Raw genomic sequence first — 24,788 nt, 5'->3', positions numbered from 1 at the left:
TGTCGTCGTGGCGCGTCACACCTCGCGGCCGCAGGAGGAAAGTAGTTGATCGAGATCGGTTTCGGTCCGCAGGTCTGCGGCGAACTGGCCGGCGGGGCGACCCGGGAGTGGCTGGTCACCGACGGCCTGGGCGGGTACGCGATGGGCACGGTGAGCGGGTTGCGCACCCGGCGCTACCACGGTCTGCTGGTGGTGGCCGGCGAGACGCCGGCGTCCCGGCGGGTGGGACTGGTGAGCCTCGACCCGGCGGTCACCCTGCCCTCCGGGGCGCGGGTGCGACTCGGCGCGCACGAGTGGTCCTCGGGCGTGGTCGACCCGCGCGGCTTCGAGCTGCTGGAGCGCTTCGAGCTGGTCGACGGGCTGCCGCGCTGGCGCTGGCGGATCGGCGACGTGGTGATCGAGCGGGAGCTGGCGATGACCCACGGCCGCGCCGGCGTGGCGGTGGTGCACCGGCTGGTCGCCGGCGGCCCGGTCCGGCTGGAGCTCTCGGCGGCCTGCACCTGGCGGGACGCGCACGGCGAGCGCCGTGCGGACGGCCCGGCGCCCCGGATGGAGCCGGTCGACGGCGGCGCGGTGGTGGAGGGCTCGTTCCGGCTGGCCGGGCCGGACTGGACGCCCGAGGGGCAGTGGTGGCTCGGCGTGCACCACCGCGAGGAGGCCGCGCGCGGGCTGCACCCGGAGGAGGACCTCTGGTACGGGGGCCGCTTCGCTGGCGCGCTGGACCGCCCCGGGGACACGGTGTCGGTGCTGGCCTGGGCCGGTGACCTCGCCGACGAGCCGCCGCCGGCGACCGAGGTGGTCGCGGCGGCCCGGCGGCGGCACCGGGCGGTGGTGGCGGCGGCGAAGCCGGCCGACCCGGTCGAGGCCACTCTCACCCTGGCCGCGGACGCGTTCGTGGTGCGCACCGGCGCCGGGCCTGACGTGGTGGCCGGCTACCCCTGGTTCGGGGCCTGGTCGCGGGACACGATGACCTCGTACGAGGGGCTGTTCCTGTGCACCGGGCGGGCCGACGAGGGGCGGGCGCTGCTGCGGTCGTACGGGGCCACGCTGTCGGAGGGGATGTTGGCGAACACGGCCGACACCGGCCGGGTGGAGTACAACACCGTCGACGCGACGCTGTGGTTCCTGCACGCGGTGAGCCGGCACGTCACGCTCACCGGCGACACCGACCTGGGCGACGAGCTGCTGCCGGCGCTGCACGCGGTGGTCGAGGCGCACCTGGCCGGCACCCGGTACGGCATCGCGGTCGACCCGGTCGACGGCCTGCTCACCCAGGGCGGCACCCCGGGCACCGCGCTGACCTGGATGGACGCGCGGGTCTACGGGGTGCCGGTGACGCCGCGCACCGGCAAGCCGGTCGAGGTGAACGCGCTCTGGGTCAACGGCCTGGCCGGCCTGGCCGAGCTGACCGAGCTGGCCGGTCGGGACGCGGCCGAGCTGTGGCGGCTGCACGCCCGGGCCCGGGAGGCGTTCGGCAAGCGGTTCCCGTCGCCGGCCGGCTGGCTGCACGACGTGGTGGACGCGCCGGCGCCGGCCTATCCGCTGGGCGGGGCGGAGTACCACGACGACGACCTGCTGCGCGCCAACCAGCTGCTGGCCTGGTCCCTGCCGTACGCCCCGCTGGAGCCGGACCCGGCGGTGCTGCGCCGGGTGGCGGCCGGGCTGTTCACCCCGCTCGGCCCGCGCAGCCTCTCCCCCGACTCCCCCGACTTCGCCGGCCGGCACCGGGGCGGGCCGGCCGAGCGGGACACCGCCTACCACCAGGGAACCGTCTGGCCGTGGCTGATCGGACCGTTCGTCGACGCGTACCGGAAGGGCGGTCTGCCCACCGATGACCTTTTGGTCGGACTTGAAGGCCATTTGGGGGATTATGGCCTAGGATCGGTGAGCGAGACGGCCGAAGGCAACCCGCCGCACGCCGCCACCGGCTGCCCGTTCCAGGCGTGGTCGGTGGCCGAGCTGCTGCGGGTCCGCAGGCCCCGCTAAACAGGCGTTACAAACCGGCAACGACGGCGTCTCCGCTGGTTATCCAGCGGTCGGAAGGATGGGCCCCGACCCAGGCGAGACGGCGGGCACCCGGTGGGGTGCCTTCCGCCGCACGTACGGGGGACAACTCAAAGGGGGCTTCATGTCACCTGACGCCGACGTGATCGACATCCACCCCGCCCGGCACCAACGGGTGCTGATTCTCTCCTGGGAATACCCGCCCGTGCTCGTCGGTGGACTCGGCCGGCACGTGCACGCGCTCTCGGTGGCCCTGGCCGCCGCCGGGCACGAGGTCACCGTCGTCACCCGGCACGCCGAGGGCGCGCCCCTGGAGGAGTACGCCGACGGCGTGCGCGTGCTGCGCGCCGCCGAGGATCCGGTGACCTTCCCGCTGGCCACCGGCTCCCTGCTGGCCTGGACGATGGCCTTCAACCACACCCTGACCCGCACCGCGCTGCGCGCCGCCGAGTCCGGCGACTACGACGTGGTCCACGCCCACGACTGGCTCGTCGCGCACACCGCGATCACCCTCGCCGAGCACCTCGACCTGCCCCTGGTCACCACCATCCACGCCACCGAGGCCGGCCGGCACCAGGGCTGGCTGCCGGAGGAGATGAACCGCACCATCCACGGCGTCGAGCACTGGCTCAGCAACGCCTCCGCCCGGGTGATCGCCTGCTCGGGTTACATGCGCCACCAGGTCACCCGGCTCTTCGAGGTGCCGGCCGGACGGGTCGACGTGGTGCCCAACGGCGTCGACGACCGGGCCTGGCACGCCCGTCCCCGGGCGGTCGCCTCGGCCCGCGCCCGGTTCGCCGGGCACGGCCCCCTGGTCGGCTACGCCGGCCGACTGGTCTACGAGAAGGGCGTCCAGCACCTGGTGCACGCGGTGCCGCACCTGCGCCGGCGACACCCCGGGCTGCGGGTGGTGATCGCCGGCGACGGGCCGTACCGGGAGGAGCTGGTGGACCAGACGCGGCGGCTCGACCTGGGCGACACCGTCCGCTTCGCCGGCTTCATGGACGCCACCCAGCTCCCGGCGGTGCTGGCCGCCACCGACGCGACCGTGGTGCCGAGCCTCTACGAGCCGTTCGGCATGGTGGCCCTCGAAGCCGCGGCGGCCGGCGCGCCGCTGGCGGTGGCCAGCACCGGCGGGCTGGCCGAGATCGTCGAGCCCGGTGTCACCGGGGTGACCTTCCCGCACAGCGACCCGGACGCCCTCGCCGGCGCGGTGGACCAGCTCCTGCGGGACGAGGTCTTCGCCCGCCGGGTGGCCCGCCGCGCCCGGACCATGGTCAGCCGGCGGTACGGCTGGGCGACCATCGCGGCCCGCACCGCGGACAGCTATGCCGCCGCCCGGCGCGAGCACGGCACCTTCCAGGCCCGGCGGGCCGCCACGCTGCTGGCCGGCGGGCGGCCCCGCATCGCCATCCCCGAGGGAAACCTGCTGGCAATGGACGGGGCGGCCTGCTGAACCGCCCGATCCCGACGACGGATAGGTCTCCCCCGATCCATTGGCTACGGTGTACGTCGGCCAACGGTGAGGAGAACCGTGCAGCAGGTAGTGATCGCCGGCCGGTACCGCCTGGTGGAACTGGTGGGTCGGGGCGGGATGGGCCGCGTCTGGCGGTCCCGGGACGAGATCCTGCACCGCGAGGTGGCGGTCAAGGAGGTCGTCCCGCCACACTGGCTGGCCGAGGCGGAGCGCGACGAGCTGCGGCTGCGGACGCTGCGCGAGGCGCGCACCGCGGCCCGGCTCAACCACCCCAACGTGGTCCGCGTCTACGACGTGGTGCAGGTCGACGACCACCCGTGGATCGTGATGGAGTACGTCCCCTCCCGGACGTTGCAGGCCGTCCTGGAGGACACCGGCCCGGTCGACCCGGTGCGCGCGGCCGGCATCGGGCGGGCGCTGCTGGCCGCGCTGCGCGCCGCGCACGACGCCGGGGTGCTGCACCGCGACGTCAAGCCGCAGAACGTGCTGATGGCCGACGACGGGCGGGTGATGCTCACCGACTTCGGGCTGGCCACCTTCGACGGTGGCGACGGGTTGACGACCCGGCCCGGGATGATCCTCGGCTCGCCGCAGTTCGTCGCCCCGGAACGCGCCGCCGAGGGCGTGTCCAGCGTGGAGGCCGACCTGTGGTCGCTCGGCGCCACCCTGCACGCCGCCGTCGAGGGGCGCGCGCCGTACGCCCGCAGCACCGCGATGGCGACCCTGGCGGCGCTGGCCACCGAGCCGCCCGACCCGGCGCCGCACGCCGGCCCGCTCGGGCCGGCGCTGGAGGGGCTGCTGCATCGGGACCCGCGCCGACGGATCCGCCACGACGAGGCCGACCGGCTGATCGCGGCCGCCGCGCACCCGCCGGCGCCCGCCGCCGAGCCGCCCACCGTGGTGCGCTCCGTCGCCCGCTCGGCGGCCATCGTGACTCCACCGCCGCCCTGGCCCGGCATGCCGGACCGGTCCGGAGCCGGCGGTGGCGGCACGGGATCGTCCGGTGGCCGGTCGTCGCCGTACGCCCCGCCGGGCCGCTCCGGCGCCGCGCTGCCCGCCGCCGAGAAGAGTCCGGCCGGGTCCGGCGAAGCGGAGGGCGGGGCCACCCGCGCCGCCCGGGAGGCGGCGGCCGGTGAACGTCCGGCCGCGTGGGTCGACCTCGGCGCCGTGCTCGCGCGCGTCCTGGGCTGGCTGCGGCTCACCCCGCGCCGGGTGGCGCTGGTGGTGACGGCGCTGGGCGTGGCGGCGGCCACCGGGATCGGCACCGCCTTCGCGATCGTCGACGACGAGTCGGACGGCTCGCCGACCAGCGGCTCCACCTCCACTGGGGACGGAGGGCCGGACCGACCGTACGGCCGGGAACCGGGCCGGCCGCCGCCGCCGGACGGCGGCCCTCCGCCGAACCCACCGCCCTTCCCCTGTCTGCGCCCCCACCCGATCGGCGAACCGATCGTCGCCCGGCCCGGCACCGCCGACGGCGGCTTCCGCCCACCGGCCGGCTGGACCTGGCACGTCGAGGAGGGCTGGCGGGTCACGGTGCCGGTCGGCTGGCTCCGATTCACCGAGAACGGGGTCGCCTGCTTCCGGGACCCGTCCAGTCGGCGCACGCTCAGCGTCGAGCCGGTCACCGCCGAGCACCCCGACCCGGTCGCCTGGCTGCGATCGGAGGAGCGCCGGCTCGTCGACGCCGACACGCTGCGGCACTACGCCAAGGTGCGGATCGGCGCGGCCGCCGGCCGGGGCGCGCAGTGGGAGTGCCGCTGGACAGCCCCGTTCGGCGAACGGCAGCACGTGCTGCGGCTGCTGCCCGGCGACGAGGCCGGCGGGTGGTTGCTCGGCTGGAGCACGGCGGATGACGACTGGGCCGCGGCGACCGGGCAGTTCGCCGTGGTGCGGCAGAGCTTCCGCGGCCGGGTCACCGAGGAGGTCTCGCCGACCTGACGGCACCCCCGGACCGGACCGCGCTGTGGATGAGAAACCGCAGGCCGCTGGATATCGTGTACCGGGGGTAGCCGAGGGGGAGCGTCGTGCAGCAACTGCTGGTCGCCGGGCGGTACCGGTTGCTCGAGCTGGTCGGCAGCGGCGGGATGGGCCGGGTCTGGCTGGCCCGCGACGAGATGCTGCACCGGGAGGTCGCGGTCAAGGAGGTCGTCCCGCCCAACTGGCTCGACGAGGCCGAACGGGACGAGCTGCGACTGCGGACGCTGCGCGAGGCGCGCACCGCGGCCCGGCTGAACCACCCCAACGTGGTCCGGCTCTACGACGTGGTGCACGACCGGGACAGCCCGTGGATCGTGATGGAGTACGTGCCGTCCCGCTCGGTGCAGCAGATCCTCACCACCGACGGACCGCTGGAGCCGGGGCGGGTCGCGGGGATCGGGCTGGCGGTGCTGGCCGCGCTGCGCGCCGCGCACGCCGCCGGGGTGCTGCACCGCGACGTCAAGCCGCACAACGTGCTGGTCGCCGACGACGGGCGGGTGATGCTCACCGACTTCGGGCTGGCCACCTTCGACGGTGGGGACGGCCTGATGACCGGCCCGGGCCTGGTGTTCGGCTCACCGCAGTTCGTCGCCCCGGAACGGGCCCGGGAGGGCGTCTCCGACCCGCGCACCGACCTGTGGTCGCTGGGCGCGACGTTGTACGCGGCCGTGGAGGGCCAGTCCCCGTACGCCCGGTTAACCGCGATGGCGACGCTGAGCGCGCTGGCCACCGAGCCGCCCGACCCGGTCCGCCGGGCCGGGCCGCTCCGGCCGGTGCTGGAGGGGCTGTTGCAGCGCGAACCGTGGCGTCGGCTGACCGCGGTCGAGGCCGAGCGGCTGCTGCGGGCGGCGCTCGCCGCCGCCGACGCCCGGTTGCCGCTGGCGGGCCGGCGCCCCGAGGCGATCGACCGGCCGGCGCCTCACCACACCCGTCCCGCCACTCCGGATCCCCGGACGCAGCCGGGTGGCACCTCGGCCGCCGCGCTGCCCGCGTCGTGGGACGCCGGCCGACCGGCGGCGGGCGGCGCACCGACGTCGACGAACGCCCCGACACACGCGCCGGCCGGGGACGGCGGCAAGGGGACGGCAGGCCCGCCGGCACGGGGAGACGCCGCCGTGCCGTGGGCCGCCGCCACACCCGCCCCGGTCGTGACGCCGCGCCGGGGCGGCGCGCGCCGCCGGCGGCAGGGGCTGGTCGCGGTGGCCGTGGCGAGCACGCTGCTGGTCGGCGCCGGGATCGCGGCGGCGCTGCGCGGCGGCGGCGACCGGGCGTCGCCCTCCCCCGGCGGCGGCGGGGGCGCGACCACCGTCCGGCCCGTCGCCTTTCCGTGCGGCACGCCCGCCCCGGCGGACGCCACCCCGGTCCCCTCCGTGCCACCGCCGACCGGCGAGCCCGCGCTGGTTGCGGGGTGGACCTGGTACGAGGACGCGACCGGCTTCCGGATCGCCGCCCCGGCCCGCTGGCTGCGCTTCACCGACGGCCCGGTGACCTGCTTCCGGGAGCCGGGCGGCGGACGGGTGCTCAGCGTGGCTCCCGGCGTCGCGCCGGCGGACCCGGTCGCCCACTGGCGAGCCGAGGAGCGACGGTTGACCGGCGACGGGGCGCTGCCCGGCTACCGCCGGGTGGACATCTCCCGGCTGGACATGTTCCGGGGCGGGGCGCTGTGGGAGTGCTCCTGGCTCAACGCCGCCGGCGTGCAGGTGCACACCGCCCGGTTGATCGTGGCGGTCGCGGCGGGCCGGGCCTACACCGTCTCATGGTTGACAGAAGAGTTCGACTGGCAGGTCAACGCGACATACTTCCTGATGATCCGGCAGAGCTTCCGACCCGCCGCCTGACGCCCTCCCCTGTGGACCGTCCGGGTGATTGCCCCTCGGCGGCGGCTCTGACACAGTGGCGTAGCTTTGTCGATCAAGAACCTGGGGAGGGCGACGCGACATGATGGGACCGTCCCACGCGCTGTCCGGCGCGGCGGTGTGGCTGACCGGCTCGTGGGCGCTGGACCAGTTCGCCGACTACCACCAGTCGCCACTGGCGCTGGCCGTCGGCACCGCGGTCTGCGCCGGCGGGGCGCTCTTCCCCGACCTCGACCTTTCCGGCAAGGTCACCCGCAACCAGGGCGGCGCGACGGTGGCCCGCACCTTCGGGGTCTTCTCGCTCTTCATCGCCGAGGTGATGGAGAAGATCTCGCTCGGCGTCTACTACGCCACCAAGCTGAGCCGGGACCCGCGCCGCAGCAACGGCCACCGGACGCTGACCCACACCCTGCCGTTCACCGTCCTCGTCGGCTGGGGCACCACCGCGCTCTGCGCGGCGTACGGCAAGTGGGCCGTGGTGGGCATCCTGTTCTTCATGATCGGTCTGGCCCTGCGCGGGCTCTTCGACGAGTGGGCCGAGCGCGCCGGCTGGGTCATCGTCACGCTGGCCTCGGCCGCCGCCGCCTGGTTCACCTTCGCCAACCTGCCCGGCGACCGGGGCTATCCGATGATCGGCCTGGCCGTCGGGGTGGGCTGTTTCGTGCACATCCTCGGCGACATGATCACCAAGGCCGGGGTGCCGATCCTGTGGCCCATCCCGATCAAGCGGCGGATGTGGCTGATGGTCGGCCTGCCGAACGGCATCGCCCTGCGGACCGGCAGCAAGGCCGAGGTGATCGTGCTGCGCACCGCGCTGACCGTGCTCTCCGTGCTCGCCGCGGTCGGGCTGGTGGCGCCGTCGGTGCTGCACCGGTTCAATATCGAGGTGTGACCACCAGCGGGCCGGTGCCGGCCGACGACGACGACGTTCCGGCGTTCTGCCGGCACCTGGGCATTCCCGGGCTGGCCGACGTGCACGTGCACTTCCTGCCGCCCCGGCTGCTGCGCCGGGTGTGGGCGTACTTCGACGCGGCCGGGCCGCTGGTGGGCACCGAGTGGCCGATCCGGTACCGGTGGAGCGACGACGACCGGGTGGCGCACCTGCGGCGGATGGGCGTACGGGCGTTCAGCGCGCTGGCGTACCCGCACCGGCCCGGGATGGCGGCGGAGCTGAACCGGTGGACGCTGGACTTCGCCCGGACCACGCCGGAGTGCCTGCCCTCGGCGACCTTCTTCCCTGAGCCGGACGCGCCCCGGTACGTCGCCGAGGCGCTGGACGGCGGCGCCCGGGTGTTCAAGGTGCACGTCCAGGTCGGCGGGTTCGCACCGACCGACCCGGCGCTGGACAAGGTGTGGGGGCTGCTCGCCGACGCGGCCGTGCCGGTGGTGGTGCACGCCGGGCACGCCCCGGTCGGCACCACGCACACCGGGCCGGCGGGCTTCGCGGCCCTGCTGGCCCGGCACCCGCGGCTGAGCGCGATCGTGGCCCACCTCGGCGCGCCCGACTACGCCGCCTTCCTCGACCTCGCGGACCGGTACGAGCGGGTGCGGCTCGACACCACCATGGCGTTCACCCCGTTCTTCGACCGGTTCATGCCCTTCCCGGCCGGTGAACTGCCCCGGCTGCGCGAGCTGGGGCTGGCCGGCAAGGTGCTGCTGGGCAGCGACTTCCCGAACATCCCCTACCCGTACGCCGAGCAACTGGCCGGGTTGGCCCGGCTCGACCTGGGCGACGACTGGTTGCGCGCGGTGTGCTGGGACGGCGCCGCCGCCCTCTTCGACCTGGACCGAACGATGGTGCCACCCGTCGCGTGATCCGCCGGATCGGCGAGGCGGCGCTGCCGGGCGCGCGGGATGCGCGACGGACGGATCAGACGCCGACGCGCTGCGGCGGGACGGTCAGGCCGTAGAGCGCCATCAGCTCGGGCGTGTCGACCCGGCTGCCGTCGGCCACCGAGTCGCACGCGATGTCGACGATCTGGTCCTTGTGCGCGAGCAGGTACGGCCGGGCGCCGACGTCGGCGCTGGCCAGGGTCGCGATCCCGGACCAGTGCCGCCGGCCGAAGAGCATCGGGTAGCCGCGCAGCCCGTCGTAGGTGGCGCAGACCAGCACGTCCGGATACGGCAGCGCGGCCACCCGGCGTACCGCGGCGGGCGTGAGGCCCGGCATGTCCACCGGGACGACCACCACCGCCTCGACCCCCTCGTCGGTGAGCGCGGCCAGGCCGGCCCGGATCGAGGAGCCGACCCCGGTGCCCCAGGCACGGTTGACCACCACCGTGACGCGGCTCAGGTCGGCGGTCTCCCGCACCTGGTCGGCGGCCGCGCCCAGGACCACCACGATCTGCTCGCAGCCCGCCTCGGTCATCGTGTCGATCATCTGGTTCACCAGGGGCGTGCCACCCTGGTGCAGGAGCGCCTCGGGTCCGCCGATCCGGCGTCCCCCGCCCGCTGCGATGATCATCCCTGCGATCCGGTTCAGCTGCGCCACCTCCGTCGTGAAGACGGACCGAGCAGAGCTGCCCGGCCCGTTGCGCACACCGGACCCAACGAGCGCCCCCGGCACCGGGTAGCGGGGCAAATAGGAAAATTGTGCGCTATGCCGCGTCGGCGTAGCAGTCGACGATGGACAGATCCAGCGGGAACCGGACCGGCGTGTCCCCGAACAGCAGCGCCGAGGCCCGCTCGCCGGACCGGCCGACCGCCGCGGCGACCGCCTCGGCCTGCTCGGCCGGGCAGTGCACCATCACCTCGTCGTGCTGGAAGAACACCAGCTCGGCAGCGGTGCCGGCCAGCTCGCCCCGAAGCGTGGCGAGCAGCGTCGAGGCCCACTCGGCGGCGGTGGCCTGGATGACGAAGTTGCGGGTGAACCGCCCCCGGGACCGGGCCGCCCGGGCACGCGGGGACTGCGGGTCGGCGCCGACGTCCGGGTCGACGCCCGCCTCGTCGCCGTCGACGAACCCCGCCGTGCCGGGCGGGCAGGTGCGCCCGAGCCAGGAGCGGACCAGGCCGCCCGCCTCGCCGGTGCGGGCCGCCGCCTCCACGTAGCCGAACGCGGTCGGGTAGCTGCGCTTGAGCACCGCCAGCGCGGGCACGGCCGACCCGCCGGTCTGGCCGTACATCGCGCCGAGCAGGGCCACCTTGGCCCGGGCCCGGTCGCCGGCGAAGGCGTCCTGGGCCAGGGCCGCGTAGAGGTCGCCCGCCCCGCCGGCCGCGGCGAGCCGGACGTCGCCGGAGACCGCCGCGAGCACCCGAGGCTCCAACTGACCGGCGTCGGCGACCACCAACCGCCAGCCCGGATCGGCCACCACCGCCCGCCGGATCACCTTGGGGATCTGCAACGCGCCACCACCCCGGGTGGCCCACCGGCCGGAGACCACCCCGCCGGGGACGTACTCCGGCTGGAAGCGGCCGTCGGAGACCCAGGCGTCCCGCCAGGCCCGGCCGTGCGCCGTCCAGATCCGGTAGAGCTCCTTGTATTCCAGGACCAGCGGCACCGCCGGATGGTCGACGCCGCGCAGCACCCAGGCCCGGGTGTTGGGCAGCTCCACCCCGGCCCGGGCGAACGCCCGCAGCAGCTCCGCCGGGGAGTCGGCGTGCACCTGACGTACGCCGAAGGCGTCGGCGATCCGGGCGGCCAGCTCGGCGAGCCGACGGGGCGGCCCGCCGACCGGGGACGCCTCGCCGAGCAGCTCGTCGAGGATCGCGTCGTGCACGTCGGCGCGCCAGGGCAGGCCGGCGGCGCCCATCTCCACCGCGATCAGCACGCCGGCCGACTCGGCGGCGACCAGCAGCCGGAACCGCCCCGGGTGCGGCGTGGCCGCGATCCGGGCGAGCTGGTCGGCGTACACCTCGACCAGGGCTTCGATGCCCGGGCCCGGCGGCCCGGGGACGGCGTCGAAGAGCGCGCCCTGGCCGTGCCCGGGCGGCGCGGGCGGCCGGGGCGGCGGGTCGGGCGGCACGGCGGCCCCGGTGAGCCGGGCGTGCGCGGCGGCGAGTGAGCGCGGCTCGCCCCAGCGACCGGCGTGGCCGAGCAGCAGGGCCTCGGTCAGCTCGACGTCGTGGCAGCGCTCCACCCGCACCCCGGCGCGCAGCAGCGCCGGATAGAGCGTGACACCCGAGGCCCAGACCCAGCGCGGGTGCTCGGCGGCCTCCCGCGCGGCGATCGCGGCGGCGAGGTCGGCGACGGCGCCGGCCGCGCCGGCGGGACGCCCCTGGGCGTCGAGAGGCTGGATGACTCCCCCGCCCCGCTCGTCCGCCACCACCGCCACCAGCACGGATGCGATTCTGCCTCGCCCGTGTGACACCGACCGATCCGCCCGCCCGCACCGCCGCCCCCGGCCCTCGGCGAGCCCCGCCCCGGCCGGCCGGACAGGCCCGGCGGTGCGGGCCGGGAAGCCGACGGACGGGTCGGTGGATCATCGCGCCGGTCGGTAGCGTGGGCGGGTGCCCCCGCAGATCCCCCATTCCGAGCCCGGCACTCCGGACACCAGGGGGCCGTTGCGCTACATGTGGTGGCTGGTCCGCTGCCAGCCCTGGCGGGTGCTGCGCGGCAGCCTGCTCGGCACGGCCTGGATGGTCGGGCTGTCGGTGCGGCCCTGGCTGATCGCCCGCGCGGTCGACGACGGGCTGCGCGCCCACGACAACCGCGCCCTGTGGCTCTGGGTCGCGGCGATCGTCGTCGCGGGGGTGGGCCTGTCCTACCTGGGCATCATGCGGCACCGCACGATGACCTTCATCCGGGAGGACGCCAAGGCCCGCTCGGCCGCCGTCGTGCTGCGGCAGCTGTCCCGGATCGGCGCGGTGCTGCCGCGCCGGGTCGGCGCGGGCGAGGTGGCCACCGTCGGCGGCTCCGACATCGACTGGACGGCGCAGGTACTGACGCTGACCGGCCCGGGGGTGGGCGCGGTCGTCGCCTACGCGGTCATCGCCGTGGTGCTCTGGTCGATCTCCCCCTTCCTCGCCCTCTGCGTGCTGGTGGGCGTGCCGGCGGTCGGGCTGGTGGTCGGGCCGTTGCTGCGCCGCCTCGACCGCGCCGAGTCGGTCTACCGGCAGCAGCAGGGCGCCCTCACCGCCCGCTCCGGCGACATCGTCGCCGGGCTGCGCGTCCTCGCCGGGGTCGGCGGCCGGGACCTGTTCGCCCGCCGGTACGCCGCCCGGTCCCGGGACCTGCTCGCCGAGGGCTACCGGGTCGGCGCCGTCAACAGCTGGATCGACGCGGCCACGGTCGCCATCCCCGGGCTGTTCCTCGCGGCGGTGGTGTGGCTGGCGGCCCGGATGGCGGTCACCGGCGAGATCAGCATCGGCGAGCTGGTCGCCGTCTACGGATACGTGGCGACCCTCGTCGTGCCGGTCTGGTTCCTGCTGGAGGGCAGCCACGAACTGATCCGCGGCCGGGTCGCCGCCCGCCGGATCGTCGCCCTGCTCGACCTGGTCCCGGCCGACGTCGGCGGCCCCCGGACCGCGCCCGGCGAGCGGGGTCGGGTGCCGGCGGCCCGCCGGTCGGAGGCGGTGCCCACACCCGATGGTCCCGCCGACCTGCACGATCCGGTGACCGGGCTGACCGTGCGCGCCGGGCGGCTGACCGGGGTCGCCGCGGACGACCCGGCCGAGGCGCTGGCGCTCGCCGACCGGCTCGGCCGGTACGTCGCCTCCGACGTCACCTGGGGTGGCGTGCCGCTGACCGGGATCGCGCTGGACGAGGTCCGGGCCCGGATCCTGGTCGCCGACCACGACTCGTACCTGTTCGCCGGGACGCTGCGCGACGTCCTGCGCCCCCGATCCGGCGAGGACGACCGGGGCGGGCCGGGGAGCGGCGACGAGCGGCTGGTGGCGGCGCTGCGCGCCGCGTCCGCCGAGGACGTGGCCGAGGCGCTGCCGGACGGGCTCGACACCCCGCTCGACGCCCGGGCCCGTACGCTCTCCGGCGGCCAGCGCCAACGGGTGCGCCTGGCCCGGGCGCTGCTCGCCGAGCCGGAGGTGCTCATCCTCGTCGACCCGACCTCCGCCGTGGACGCGCACACCGAGGCGCGGATCGCCGAGCGGCTGGGGGCCGCGCGGGCCGGCCGGACCACCCTCGTGCTGGCCACGTCGCCGCTGCTGCTCGGCCGGGCCGACACGGTCGCCCACCTGCAGGGCGGCCGGATCGTCGGCACGGGCGGCCACGCCGACCTGCTCGACCGGGATCCCGGCTACCGGCGGCTGGTGGCGCGGGACAGCGCCGACCCGGACGTCGACCGGCCCACCGACGCCGAGGGGGCCCTCCGGTGAGCCGACTGCCGGTGGCCGACCGCGGCGCCGTACGCCGGGCGCTGCGCGACCTGATCGGCCGGCACCGGCGCGCCGTCCTGGGCGTGCTGGCGCTGCACAGCGCCGCCGCGGTCGCCGGGCTCGCCCCGCCGTGGCTGCTGGGCCGGATCGTCGACCGGGTCACCGGGGGTGCCGGGGTGGCCACCGTCGACCGGCTGGCGCTGGCGATCGGCGGAGCGGTCCTGGTGCAGGCGGTGCTCTCCCGGTACGCCCAGTACGCGGGCCACCGGTTCGGGGAGCGGGCCGTGGCGGAGCTGCGCGAGGACTTCGTCCACCGCACGCTCGAGCTGCCCGTCTCCGTCGTCGAGCGGGCCGGCTCCGGGGAACTGGCCACCCGCAGCTCGGTCGACGTGTCCACCGTGGGCACCACCGTCCGGGACGTGGTGCCCACCATGGTGATCGCCTCGGTGCAGCTGGCGCTGCTGTTCGGGGCGGTCTTCCTGCTGCACCCGCTGCTCGGCCTGGCGGCGCTGGCCGGGCTGCCGTCGATCGGCGTGGCGACCCGCTGGTACCTGCGCCGGGCCAGCCCCGCGTACCTGGCCGAGGGCGCGGCGGCCGCGGCGCTGACCGAGACGCTGACCAGCACCGCCGAGGGCGCCCGCACCGTCGAGGCGTTCCGCCTCGCCGACGAGCGGATCGCCCGCGGCACCACCCGGATCGCCCGGCTGTGGGCCGCGCGGCGCGCGACGCTCGGGCTGCGGACGGTCTTCTTCAGCGTGGTGGAGGCCAGCTATCCGCTGCCGGTCGCCGCGGCGCTGCTCGTCGGCGGGTACCTGCTGTCCCGGGGGGACGTCTCGCTGGGCGCGGTGGTGGCCGCCGCGCTCTACCTGCAACAGGCCATCGAACCGCTGGACCGGCTCCTGCTCTGGACGGAGCAGGCGCAGCGGGGCTTCGCCTCGTTCGCCCGGGTGCTCGGGGTCGGCCTGGTGCCGCCGGAGGCGCCCGGCACCGCGCGCGCCCCCCGCGACGAGCGACTCGTCGTACGCGGGGCCCGCTTCTCCTACGCCGCCGGCCACGACGTGCTGCACGACATCGACCTGGAGGTCCGGCCCGGCGAGCGGCTGGCCGTCGTCGGCCCGTCGGGGGCCGGGAAGTCCACCCTGGCCCGGCTGCTGGCCGGGATCGACGCGCCCCGCCACGGCGTCGTCAGCATCGGCGGCTGCCCGGTCACCGACCTCGACCCGGCCGAGCGCCGCCGCCGGATCGCCCTGGTGACCCAGGAACACCACGTCTTCATCGGCTCGGTACGCGACAACCTCGCCTTCGCCGCGCCGGACGCCACCGACGATCAGATGCGCTCCGCGCTGCGCACCGTCGGCGCCGACTGGTACGCCGCGCTCCCCGACGGCCTGGACACCCCGCTCGGCGACGGGGCCCGGCAACTCGGCGCGGCCGAGGCCCAGCAGCTCGCGCTCGCGCGGCTGGTGCTCGCCGACCCGCACACGCTGATCCTCGACGAGGCGACCGCCGCCCTCGACCCGACCACCGCCCGGCGGACCGAGCGGGCCCTCGCGGCCGTGCTCACCGGGCGCACCGTCATCGCGATCGCGCACCGGCTCAACACCGCGCACGACGCCGACCGGGTCGCCGTGCTGTCCGACGGCCGGATCACCGAGATCGGCAGCCACCACGACCTGGTCCGCGCCGACGGCGCCTACGCCGCCCTCTGGCGCTCCTGGCACCCCTGACCCCCGGCACGGCCCCTCTTTCACGAAAAGAGTGGCTGTCCGCGGCGGGACAGCCACTCTTTCCGGGAAAGTGCGTCGAGACCGGAGGTGGGGCGGGGTTACTTGCTGACGCCGGCGGTGAGGCCGGACTGGACCTGGCGCTGGAAGACGATGTAGACGATGAGCACCGGCAGCATCGCCATGGTCACGCCGGCGAACAGCCCCGACCAGTCGGACTTGTAGCCCTGGTTGACCGAGAGCTCGATCAGCCCCTGGGCGATCACCTGGTGCTTCGGCTCGCCGGCGACCGACTGCATGAGCAGGGTCGGCAGGTACCACTGGTTCCACTGGCCCAGCACGTTGAAGATGCCGATGCTGATCAGACCCGGCTTGGCCATCGGCAGCATGACGCTGAAGAAGGTCCGGGTGTGCGAGGCCCCGTCGACCTGGGCCGCCTCGGCGATCGAGTCGGGCAGCGTCCGGAAGAACGAATGCATGAAGAAGACGGTGAACGACATCGACCAGGCCACATAGACCAGGATCAGCGTGAGGTGCTTGTTCGGGCCGAGCAGCGGAAACACCAGGTTCATGTTGTAGACGCCCTTGAACAATGGCACCGCGGCGAGGTAGATCGGCAGAGTCAGCCCCGACAGGAACAGCCAGTAGATCAGCCGGTTGCCCCGGAACTCGTAGCGGGCCAGCGCGTACGCCGCCATCGAGCCCAGCAGCATCGTCAGGGTCACGCTGAAGACGAGCACGAGCAGCGTGTTCAGGAAGAAGCTGTCGATCCCGGCCGTCCAGGCCCGGGCGAAGTTGTCCCACTGCAGCGACTCGGGGATCAGCGACAGCGGCTTGCGGATCACCTCCGAGTCGGTCTTGAGTGCGGACATCACCACCCAGAACAGCGGGTAGACCACCATGATCGCCCACACCGCGAGAAACAGGTGCGAGAAGCCGTTGAAGATCCGGCCGCCGATGCTGTTGGCGGCGGCTCCCGCCCGTCGGCTCGCGGCCGGACCGGCCGGCGGCACCGCATCGGGTCGCCTCTGGCCGGAGGAATGGGTCACCGTGCTCATCGTCCAGGCCTCCTCAGTACTCGATCCGGTCACGACGGGTAATCCTCAGCTGGAGGGCGGCCAGCAGGATGGTGAAGATGGCCAGCGCCACGGCGATCGCGCAGGCGTAGCCGAACTGGCCTTTCTGGAACGCGTTGAACTGGATCACCGAGGCGAAGATCTCGCTGGCGTGGTTCGGGCCGCCCTGGCTCGGCGTCATGACGAAGACCAGGGCGTACATGTCCAGGGCGATGAAGCCCAGGTAGACCCAGGCGACCGAGATGGTGTCCCGGAGCAGCGGCAGGGTGACCCGGAAGAAGGTGTGGAACCGGCCGGCCCCGTCGAGGATGGCGGCCTCGTAGATGTCCTTCGGGATCGACTGCATGGCCGCCGAGAAGAGCACCATGTAGAAACCGGCGCCGCTCCACACCGCGATCAGCAGCAGCCACCACAGCACCGCCGGGATGCCGAGGAAGGGCTCCGGGTCGGCGGTGAAGGCGATCGGGTTCTGCGGGTCGACCAGGCCGACCTTGGTCAGCAGGCCGTTGATCAGGCCCTGCTGGTCGGACCGGTAGATCTGCTGCCACATGACGGCGATGACCACCAGCGACAGCACCTGCGGGAAGAAGAAGATGACCTTGTAGATGCTCGACCCGAACACCCCGCGGATGCCGGCCCTGTCCTCGCGTCCGCCCACGTTGAGCAGGAACGCGAGGAACAGGGCCAGCGCGATGGTGAACAGCGGCACGGTGACCAGGAAGAAGACGTTGTGCCAGAACGCCTTCCTGATCAGCTCGTCGGAGAACAGCCGGACGTAGTTGTCCAGCCCGACGAAGCGCTGGGAATCCGAGTACCCTCCCCAGTCGGTCAGCGAGTATCCCGCCGCCTGCGCGAACGGCCACACCACGTAGAACAGGTACAGCGCAACGGGCAGGGCCAGGAAGCCCGTGACGAAACGCGCGACTCCGTGCCGCATTGGACTCACTCTCTCCGTCGGATCAGGCGGTGCGGGTCTGCTTCTTGATCGACGAGTCCTTGGCGACCTTGTCGGCGGCCGCCTGCATCTTGTCGACGAACTGCTGGGCGGTGAGCCGGCCAGCCATCAGCTCCTCGGAGAGGTTCTGGCTCTCCTTGTCCAGGTCGGCGTAGAAGTCCGGGAACTTGAACGAGATGAGGTCCGAGGTCCCGTTCTTCATCAGGGTGTTCGCGCTGGAGAGCGCGGAGTCCTGCACGTTGTCGCCGGAGCCCTTGGTGGAGGCCAGCGACTTGGTCAGCTCGGCGAACTTCGCCGAACCGGCCTTGGACAGGATCGCCCGCAGGAACTCCTTGGCGGCCTCCTTGTTGGGGGCCTTGCTCGGGACCACGAAGCCCTCACCGGAGGAGGCGAACACGTCCTTCGCCGCCTTGTCGTCGGCGTTGGTCCAGTAGTCGGAGAGCGTCATCTCGAAGCCCGGCGGGATGGTGGCGGCCATCTCGTTCTTCAGCCAGGTGCCGACCTGGATGAACGCCGCCTTGCCGTCGAGGAAGGCCTGCTGCGACTGGGTGTGGTCGAGCTTGCCCGGCAGGAGCAGCTTGTCCTTGACCAGCTTCTCCCACGGCTCGAGCGCCTTGAGGATGCCGTCGGCCTTCCAGGCGCCGTCCTTCAGGTTGTCGATGTCGACGATGACCTGCTTGCCGGCGGACTTCCAGATGCTGGCCATCAGGGCCCAGCGCGGGTAGTAGCCGTGCACAGCGTCGTGGACGTACGGCGCCATGCCCTTGGCCTTGATCTTCGGCGCCAGGACGAAGAACTCGTCCCAGGTCTTCGGCGCCTCCCAGCCCTCCTGCTTGAACCTGGCCGCGTTGTACCAGTTGCCCCAGACGGTGAAGGCGACGTTCACCACGTAGAACTTGCCGTTCTGCGTGCCGTCGGAGACGGTGCCGGGCAGCAGCGAGTCGGCCACGGTGCCCTCGCCGTCCCAGGCGGGCGCGGTGAGCAGGTCGTCGAGCGGCTCGATGGCGCCCTCGTTGATCAGCGTGGCGCGGTCCATGCTGTCGGCGCCCGAGTTCATGACGAGGTCGCTGGGCTGCGTCGCCATCTTCGGCTGCTCTTCGGTCTTGATCTTCTGGGTGGAAGACATGTTGACCGTGATGTTCGGGTGCTTGGCGTTGAAGATGGCCTTGTCTTCCTTGGCCCACTGGTCGCCCAGGCCACCGTTGAAGACGACCACCTTGACGGCGCTGCCGTCCTTCACGCCGAACGGGTTGTCCTTGCTCTTCGCCGTGCCGCCGTTGTCGGACTTCTCCGGCTCGCTGCCGGCGCAGGCGCTGAGCAGGCCGGCGGCCGGGGTGACCAGAAGGCCCGCCGCGGCGGCCCGCCGCAGCAGGGTCCGGCGGTTGAGGTCGCCGGGGTTCTCGGGGGTAATCGACATCGTCGTCTCTCCTTGTGTGTCGGGTCAGGCGGTTCGCCGGAGACGCCCGGCGTACCGCGACTCGAGGGCGAGGTTGTGCTCGTCCCCACCGGGGACGTTGGCGGAGAGGTAGATAGGGGGTACCTCTCCGGCCTGGTGGAACCGTCGTACGACCTCCGCGGTCAGCAGCTGCGCCAGCAGCGCGGTGGTGACCGAGGAGACCGCACAGACCGCGCCGCCGCCCTCGAGCGGCAGCAGTGCGTCGCCGTACGGCGCGCCGTTGTCCAGCACGACGTCGGCGAGATCGGCGAGCCGGTGGCCGGACGGGTGGCGCGGGGCCACCCGTGCGGTGTGGGCGACCGAGGTGACCGCGATCAGGGGGTGGCCGCCCGACTTGACCAGCAGCGCCAGCTCGACGACCGAGCCGTTGATGCCGGACTGGGAGGCGACCACGAAGACGTCGGCCGGGTGCGGGTCGGCGAGGGCGTACAGCTGGTGGGCGACGGCCGGGTCGCGCTCCAGCTTCGGGTCGGCGAGCAGGCCGCGCGGCGCGTCGCCGTGCAGCACCAGGTCGTGCAGGGAGAGCCGGTTGGTGGGGACCAGCCCGCCGGCCCGAGCGACGAGCTCCGCGGCGAACGCCTCGGAGTGCCCGGCGCCGAAGGCCTGGAGCACCCCGCCGGCCCGCAGGCTGGCCACGATCAGGTCGGCGGCCTGGCCGATCGCCTCGGTCTGCGAGTCGACCACCCGGTCGAGCACCGGGCGGACGGCCTCGGCGTACCCCTGTGCGCTGATCATGAGGCGGCCCCCTTCGCGGCCTTGTGCCCGTCGACGGCCTGGGCGGTACGCCGGAAGGCCGCGTGGGCGCGGTCGTGGGTGCGCTGCGCCACGGCGATGTAGAGCAGGTCGAGCACGACGAGCTGCGGGTGCCGGGCGGAGAGCGCGTCCGGGCGGAAGGTGGTGGCCTGGCTGGCGGTGACCAGCACGATGTCGGCCAGCTCGGCCAGCGGCGAGCGCGGGAAGCCGGTCAGCGCCACGGTGGTCGCGCCCCGGCTGCCGGCCTCGGCGAGCATCTCGATGGTCTCCCGGGTCTGTCCGGTGTGCGAGATGCCGAGCGCGACGTCGCCGACGCCGAGCAGCGCCGCGCTGGCCAGCCCCTCGTGCACGTCGCTCCAGGCCCAGGCGGCCACGCCGATGCGGTGCAGGCTGAACTGCATCTCCTCGCCGACCAGGGCGCTGCCGCTGGCGCCGAAGATGTTCACCCGGGACGCCCCGGCGATGGCGACCGCGGCCCGTTCCACCTCGGCGAGGTCGAGCAGGGTGGCGGTGTCGTGCATGGCGCGGGTGTCGGCGGCCATGATCTGATCGAGCACCCGCTCCAGGGGGTCACTGGGCTGGATCTCGCGTCCGATGTCGACGGTCCACCCGGCCGACCGGGCCCGCCCGGTCTCGGAGGCGATGCCGAGCCGCAGGTCGGCGTAGCCGTCGAAGCCCATGGCGCGGCAGAACCGGGTGATGGTGGCCGGCGAGGTGCCGCTGCGCTCGGCCAGCTCGACGATGGTGGCCCGGGCGGCCGCCTCCGGGTCGCTGAGCACGTGCTCGGCGACCCGGCGCAACGCCCCCGTCAGCTCTCCGGCGCCGGCCCGGACTCTGGCCAGCACCCCGTCGGCGCCCCGCCGGTCGACCGTGTCGGCGTCGACCACCGCGGTCCCCGCGGAAGCGTCCACCTCATGATCCACCATCGGAGCGCCTTTCGGAAAGGAGTGTTTACTGTTAGTGGTAAAATTTCTTACTGAAGGCCCCTCCGTGTCAATAGCGTGGGCGAAGTTTTCAAACTGTTACCTGGCGCACACCGGCCCCGCCGACCGCCGATCTTGCCTTGCGGGCTCGGGTCGGACCAGCATGAACCCACCCGTACCGCCGCACCGGGAGGCCCGTGAGCATGTCCGACACCGTCGTGGTCGGTCTCGACGTCGGAGGTACGTCCACCCGCGCGACCGCGCTGACTCTGGCCGGCGAACGCCTGGGCACCGGTCGGGGCGGCGGCGGCAACCCGACCAGCCACGGCGCCGACCGCGCCGCCGCCGAGCTGCTGACCGCGCTGCGCGGCGCGCTCGCCGGGGTCGATCCGACCCGGGTACGCGCCGGCACGATCGGCCTCGCCGGCGCCGCCCGCCTGCTGGCCGACCCGGCGGGGCGGGCCGCCTTCGACCGGGCCTGGGCCGAGGCCGGCCTGCGCTGCCCGTACGCGGTGCACGGCGACGCCCTCGTCGCGTACGCCTCGGGCACCGCCGCCCCGGACGGCACCGTGCTGATCGCCGGCACCGGCGCGATCGCCGCCCAGGTACGCGACCTGCGGCTGGACCGGGTCGCCGACGGTCACGGCTGGCTGCTGGGCGACGCCGGCTCCGGCTTCTGGCTGGGCCGCGAGGCGGTCCGCCGGCTGCTGGCGACCCTGGACAGCGCCGGGACGCCCGGCCCGCTGGGCCGCCGGCTGCTCACCGAACTGCACGGCACCGCCGAGGTGGCGGCCCGCCCCCGGGACACCGTCGACGCGCTCATCCAGGCGGTGACCCGCCGGCCCCCGGTCGAACTGGCCCGGCTCGCGCCGCTGGTGGTGGCCGCCGCCGTCGAGGGCGAGCCGGCGGCGGTCGCGCTGATCGAACGGGCCGCCGCGCACCTGGTCGACAGCGCCGGGCGGATCCGGCCGGCCGGCGTGGTCACCCCGATCGTGCTCGGCGGTGGGCTGCTCACCGGGGACACCCCGCTGGCGGCGGCGGTCCGCGCCGAGGCGCACCGGCACTGGCCGGACGCCCCGGTGCGCCCGGCCGGCGACGGGGCGGCCGGGGCGGCCTGGCTCGCCGCCCGGGAGCTGCCCGAGGTGACCGATCCCGTCGCCCTGCACGCCCTGCTGGTCCCCGCCACCGCCTGAGCCCACCACCCCGGATCGACGCGGGCCAGGCCCGCCCACCTCGGATCGACGCGGGCCGGCCGCCGAGCACGTCCCGCGCACCGCGCGGGCCGGAACCACGCCCGTCAGTCGGCGGCGAGGATCTCCTCCAGCCGGCGCCAGACGTGCGAGCGCCAGCCGCCGCCGAGCAGGGTGGCCGTGCGCTGCTGGACCGGGTCGTCGGGATCGAAGCCGCTGTGCTCCAGGAAGAGCCGGGTGCCGCGCCCCTCCGGGGCGAGGGTCCAGCTCACCTCGGTGTCGAGCGACCCGCCGCGCCAGGCCCAGCGCAGCCGGCGCGGCGGGTCCACCTCCAGCACCTCGCAGTGCACCACGCCGTCGAAGCCCTGGGCCGGCCGCGGCTCGGTACGGAAGGTGAACCGGTGCCCGACGACCGGCACGACGTCGTTCGGCATCAGCCAGCGGGCGAGCAGGTCGGGCTCGGTCAGCACCCGCCACACCTTGGCCGGCGGGTGCGGCAGGAACTGGTCGACCCGGATCGTCGTGGTGGGCTCAGTCATCGGGCATCCCGTCGAGGACGTCCCGCAGCTCGGCCAGCTTCGCCCGCCAGAACCGCTCGTACGGGGTGAGCCAGTCGGCCACCTCGCGCAGCGGCTCCGGGCGCAACGCGTAGAGCCGCTGCCGGCCGACGGGGCGTTCGGTCACCAGGCCGGCGTCCTTGAGCACCCGCAGGTGCTCCGACAGGCTGGGCCGGCGCATGTCGAAGTGCGTGGCGAGCCGCTGCACCGGCTGCTCGCCACGCTCGCGCAGCAGCCGGAGCACCTCGCGGCGGGTGGGGTTGGCCAGCGCCGCGAAGACGTCGGCCTCAGACACGGGTGGACTGGAGCACGATGCCGTTGCCGTCCGGGTCGTCGAAGGTGGCGTAGCGCCCCCACGGGGCGACCTGGATGCCGTCCTCGGCGAAGACGACGCCCCGGTCGCGCAGGGCGGCCACGTCGCCGTCGAGGTCGTCGGTCTCCAGCACCAGGCCCTTGAGCGAGCCGGGCGGCATGGTCGGGAACCAGGTCACCAGGGTGAGGCCGGTGGCGGCGCCCTTCGGGGCCACCTGCACCCAGCGCTGCCCGGGACCCATCGGGTTGTCCCGGACCAGGTCGAAGCCGAGGACGTCGACGTAGAAGTCGCGGGCCCGGTCCTGGTCGCTGACGGGCACGGAGAGCAGCTGCACATGGGTCACGGTCATGCGCCCACCATAGGTAGGACTTTTCCTACCGGTCAAGTTGGCGGGCCGGCTGTGCTGATCGGTATCGGACAGGAGTCACTTGAGCTGACCGGCGGTCAGACCGGACTGGACCTGCCGCTGGAAGGCCACGTAGACGGCGAGCACGGGCAGCACCGCGATGGTGAGGCCGGCGAAGAGCCGGGCGTAGTCGCCGGCGTAACCCTGGCTGACCGAGAGCGCGAAGAGTCCCTGGGCGAGCACCCACTTCGACTCGTCGCCCTGCATCAGCACCTGCGGCAGCAGAAACTGGTTCCAGTGGCTCAGGAAGTTGAAGATCGCCACGCTGATCAGTCCCGGACGGGCCATCGGCAGCATCACCCGGAAGAAGAGCCGGAAGTGCCCGCAGCCGTCGACCAGCGCCGCCTCCGCCACCGAGGTCGGCAGGGTGCGGAAGAAGGCCGTCATGAAGAAGACCGTGAACGGCAACGAGTACGCCGCGTACACCAGGATCAGGCCGGTCCAGGTGCCGAAGAGCCCGGCGTTGCGGACCACGAAGAAGAGCGGCACCAGGGCGAGGAAGACCGGGAACATCAGGCCGCCGACGAAGAGGTAGTAGACGAACTGCCGGCCCCGGAACTCGTACCGGGCGAAGACGTACGCGGCGGTGGCGCCCATCAGCATGGTCAGGCTGACCGAGCCGGCCACCACCACCAGGCTGTTGAGGAAGTACCGGCCGATGTGCGCGCCGGTCCAGGCCCGGGCCCAGTTGTCGAAGTGCAGCGTCTCGGGCAGCCCCCACGGGTCGGCGAGGATCTCGCCGTTGCTCTTGAACGAGCTGACGAACATCCACACCAGCGGCAGGACCGTCAGCGCGGTCCAGACCAGCAGGAAGCCGTGCGAGAAGACGTTGGCGACGCCGAGTTCGCGGCGGACCGGGCGGTCGGCCGAGCGCACGGTCGTCGCGGCGACCGGGGCGGCCTCGTCCAGGGTGGTCACGAGTACTCGATTCGGTCACGTCGGCCGGCGCGCAGGGACAGCACCGCCACCGACAGGGTCAGGAAGAACATCACCACGCCGATCGCCGAGGCGTAGCCGAACTTGGTCTCGCTGCCGAACGCGGTGTCGTACATCCGCACGCCGATCACGTCGGTGGAGAAGTTGGGGCCGCCGTTGGTCATCAGCTGCACCAGGATGAACCCGTCGAGGGCGAAGATGGCCAGGTAGACCCAGGCGACCTGGACGGTGTCCCAGAGCAGCGGCAGGGTGACCCGGCGCAGGGTGGTCAGCCGGGACGCCCCGTCGAGCATCACCGCCTCGTAGATCTCCTTCGGCACGGCCGACATCGCGGCGCCGAAGAGCACCACGTAGAAGCCGACGTTGCTCCAGACCATCACGGCCAGCACGCACCAGAAGGCGGTCCGCGGGTCGCCGAGCCAGGTGGGCGAGCCGAGCCCCACCGCGTGCAACGAGCTGGTGAGCAGGCCCTTGTTGGGGTGGTAGACCTCCTTCCAGAGCAGCGCGATGATCACCACCGAGAGCACCTGGGGGAAGAAGTAGACGGTGCGGTAGAGCGCGCTGCCGCGTACCCCGGTCACCCCGGCCCGGCCCTTGCGCCCGCCCATGTTGAGCATGGTGGCGAAGAAGAGCCCGAGGACGATCGTCAGCACCGGCACCAGGGCCAGCAGGATCGCGTTGTTCTTCAGCGCGTTCCAGACGTAGTCGTCGTGCCAGAGCGCGCGGAAGTTGGCCAGCCCGACGGAGTTGGCGTCGGCGGAGTAGCCGAGCCAGTCGGTGGTGGAGATCTGGAACGCCTGCAGGTACGGCGATACGACGAAGACGACGTAGAGCAGCACCGGCGGCACCAGGAAGGTGATGATCAGCGGGTACTTGCCATGTTTCACGGTGGGCCCCAACTCCCGGCGGTCG

General features: G+C 73.9%; 21 protein-coding genes. 9 read left to right on the top strand and 12 right to left on the bottom strand.

All coding sequences use genetic code 11. The annotated features are described in order from the left end of the window. Positions 1–45 precede the first annotated feature (45 nt). The 6 genes from M2302_RS13970 (at position 46) to M2302_RS13945 (ending at position 9,132) form a co-directional block, all read left to right on the top strand. On the top strand, positions 46–1,986 hold the full coding sequence (locus tag M2302_RS13970; protein ID WP_280838322.1) for an amylo-alpha-1,6-glucosidase: 1,941 nt from the start codon (positions 46–48) through the stop codon (positions 1,984–1,986). Positions 1,987–2,128: 142 nt separating this feature from the next. Continuing rightward, positions 2,129–3,460 carry a glycosyltransferase family 4 protein gene (locus tag M2302_RS13965; protein ID WP_280838321.1) on the top strand — a complete coding sequence of 444 codons (1,332 nt, stop codon included), beginning with the start codon at positions 2,129–2,131 and terminating at the stop codon, positions 3,458–3,460. 78 nt (positions 3,461–3,538) lie between these two features. Next, on the top strand, positions 3,539–5,422 hold the full coding sequence (locus M2302_RS13960) for a serine/threonine-protein kinase (RefSeq protein ID WP_280838320.1): 1,884 nt from the start codon (positions 3,539–3,541) through the stop codon (positions 5,420–5,422). Between the two features lie 86 nt (positions 5,423–5,508). Continuing rightward, a complete protein-coding gene (locus M2302_RS13955) occupies positions 5,509–7,299 on the top strand; it encodes a serine/threonine-protein kinase (protein WP_280838319.1) in 1,791 nt (596 codons plus the stop codon). 100 nt (positions 7,300–7,399) lie between these two features. Further along, positions 7,400–8,209, top strand: coding sequence for a metal-dependent hydrolase (locus M2302_RS13950; RefSeq protein ID WP_210779445.1), 810 nt, complete (start codon positions 7,400–7,402; stop codon positions 8,207–8,209). Beyond that, positions 8,206–9,132: an amidohydrolase family protein gene (locus M2302_RS13945; RefSeq protein WP_280838318.1), complete on the top strand. Its 927-nt coding sequence runs from the start codon at positions 8,206–8,208 to the stop codon at positions 9,130–9,132. The genes M2302_RS13950 and M2302_RS13945 overlap by 4 nt, the downstream gene beginning before the upstream one ends. A gap of 55 nt (positions 9,133–9,187) precedes the next feature. Here M2302_RS13945 and M2302_RS13940 read toward each other — a convergent pair whose 3' ends face one another. Continuing rightward, positions 9,188–9,781, bottom strand: a complete 594-nt coding sequence (locus M2302_RS13940; RefSeq protein ID WP_154936119.1) for an NTP transferase domain-containing protein — start codon at positions 9,779–9,781, stop codon at positions 9,188–9,190. A 133-nt stretch (positions 9,782–9,914) separates the two neighbouring features. Then, positions 9,915–11,624 (bottom strand): bifunctional 3'-5' exonuclease/DNA polymerase, encoded by a 1,710-nt coding sequence (locus M2302_RS13935; protein WP_280838317.1) that lies wholly within the window; start codon positions 11,622–11,624, stop codon positions 9,915–9,917. A 235-nt stretch (positions 11,625–11,859) separates the two neighbouring features. Between M2302_RS13935 and M2302_RS13930 the strand changes: the two genes are divergently transcribed. Both M2302_RS13930 and M2302_RS13925 read left to right on the top strand, forming a co-directional pair. Next, positions 11,860–13,587: an ABC transporter ATP-binding protein gene (locus M2302_RS13930; protein WP_280838405.1), complete on the top strand. Its 1,728-nt coding sequence runs from the start codon at positions 11,860–11,862 to the stop codon at positions 13,585–13,587. Then, positions 13,584–15,314 carry an ABC transporter ATP-binding protein gene (locus M2302_RS13925; protein ID WP_280838316.1) on the top strand — a complete coding sequence of 577 codons (1,731 nt, stop codon included), beginning with the start codon at positions 13,584–13,586 and terminating at the stop codon, positions 15,312–15,314. Before M2302_RS13930 ends, M2302_RS13925 begins: the two co-directional genes overlap by 4 nt. Positions 15,315–15,412: 98 nt before the next feature. Here the strand turns inward: M2302_RS13925 and M2302_RS13920 are convergent, their stop codons facing one another. From M2302_RS13920 to M2302_RS13900, 5 genes are read right to left on the bottom strand one after another with little or no spacing between them, the layout of a single operon-like run. Beyond that, positions 15,413–16,369, bottom strand: a complete 957-nt coding sequence (locus tag M2302_RS13920) for a carbohydrate ABC transporter permease (RefSeq protein ID WP_280838315.1) — start codon at positions 16,367–16,369, stop codon at positions 15,413–15,415. Between the two features lie 13 nt (positions 16,370–16,382). Next, on the bottom strand, positions 16,383–17,324 hold the full coding sequence (locus M2302_RS13915; RefSeq protein ID WP_210777556.1) for a sugar ABC transporter permease: 942 nt from the start codon (positions 17,322–17,324) through the stop codon (positions 16,383–16,385). A gap of 22 nt (positions 17,325–17,346) precedes the next feature. After that, positions 17,347–18,759 (bottom strand): N-acetylglucosamine/diacetylchitobiose ABC transporter substrate-binding protein, encoded by a 1,413-nt coding sequence (gene ngcE / locus M2302_RS13910; RefSeq protein ID WP_280838314.1) that lies wholly within the window; start codon positions 18,757–18,759, stop codon positions 17,347–17,349. A gap of 24 nt (positions 18,760–18,783) precedes the next feature. Further along, on the bottom strand, positions 18,784–19,533 hold the full coding sequence (locus M2302_RS13905; protein ID WP_280838313.1) for an SIS domain-containing protein: 750 nt from the start codon (positions 19,531–19,533) through the stop codon (positions 18,784–18,786). Then, positions 19,530–20,477: a MurR/RpiR family transcriptional regulator gene (locus tag M2302_RS13900; RefSeq protein ID WP_280838312.1), complete on the bottom strand. Its 948-nt coding sequence runs from the start codon at positions 20,475–20,477 to the stop codon at positions 19,530–19,532. Before M2302_RS13900 ends, M2302_RS13905 begins: the two co-directional genes overlap by 4 nt. Before the next feature lie 200 nt (positions 20,478–20,677). Between M2302_RS13900 and M2302_RS13895 the strand changes: the two genes are divergently transcribed. Continuing rightward, positions 20,678–21,667 carry a BadF/BadG/BcrA/BcrD ATPase family protein gene (locus M2302_RS13895; protein WP_280838311.1) on the top strand — a complete coding sequence of 330 codons (990 nt, stop codon included), beginning with the start codon at positions 20,678–20,680 and terminating at the stop codon, positions 21,665–21,667. A 104-nt stretch (positions 21,668–21,771) separates the two neighbouring features. Here the strand turns inward: M2302_RS13895 and M2302_RS13890 are convergent, their stop codons facing one another. From M2302_RS13890 to M2302_RS13870, 5 genes are all read right to left on the bottom strand, one after another. Continuing rightward, positions 21,772–22,203 (bottom strand): SRPBCC domain-containing protein, encoded by a 432-nt coding sequence (locus M2302_RS13890; RefSeq protein WP_280838310.1) that lies wholly within the window; start codon positions 22,201–22,203, stop codon positions 21,772–21,774. After that, positions 22,196–22,516 (bottom strand): metalloregulator ArsR/SmtB family transcription factor, encoded by a 321-nt coding sequence (locus tag M2302_RS13885; RefSeq protein WP_154936109.1) that lies wholly within the window; start codon positions 22,514–22,516, stop codon positions 22,196–22,198. The genes M2302_RS13890 and M2302_RS13885 overlap by 8 nt, the downstream gene beginning before the upstream one ends. Continuing rightward, positions 22,509–22,883, bottom strand: a complete 375-nt coding sequence (locus M2302_RS13880) for a VOC family protein (protein ID WP_280838309.1) — start codon at positions 22,881–22,883, stop codon at positions 22,509–22,511. The genes M2302_RS13885 and M2302_RS13880 overlap by 8 nt, the downstream gene beginning before the upstream one ends. Positions 22,884–22,958: 75 nt before the next feature. After that, positions 22,959–23,858: a carbohydrate ABC transporter permease gene (locus M2302_RS13875; RefSeq protein ID WP_280838308.1), complete on the bottom strand. Its 900-nt coding sequence runs from the start codon at positions 23,856–23,858 to the stop codon at positions 22,959–22,961. Beyond that, positions 23,855–24,763, bottom strand: a complete 909-nt coding sequence (locus M2302_RS13870; protein WP_280838306.1) for a sugar ABC transporter permease — start codon at positions 24,761–24,763, stop codon at positions 23,855–23,857. The genes M2302_RS13875 and M2302_RS13870 overlap by 4 nt, the downstream gene beginning before the upstream one ends. Between the last annotated feature and the right edge of the window lie 25 nt (positions 24,764–24,788).

This window comes from Micromonospora sp. A200, assembly GCF_029893845.1.
GTDB lineage: Bacteria > Actinomycetota > Actinomycetes > Mycobacteriales > Micromonosporaceae > Micromonospora > Micromonospora purpureochromogenes.
This window is presented reverse-complemented; position numbering and strand designations above follow the sequence as displayed.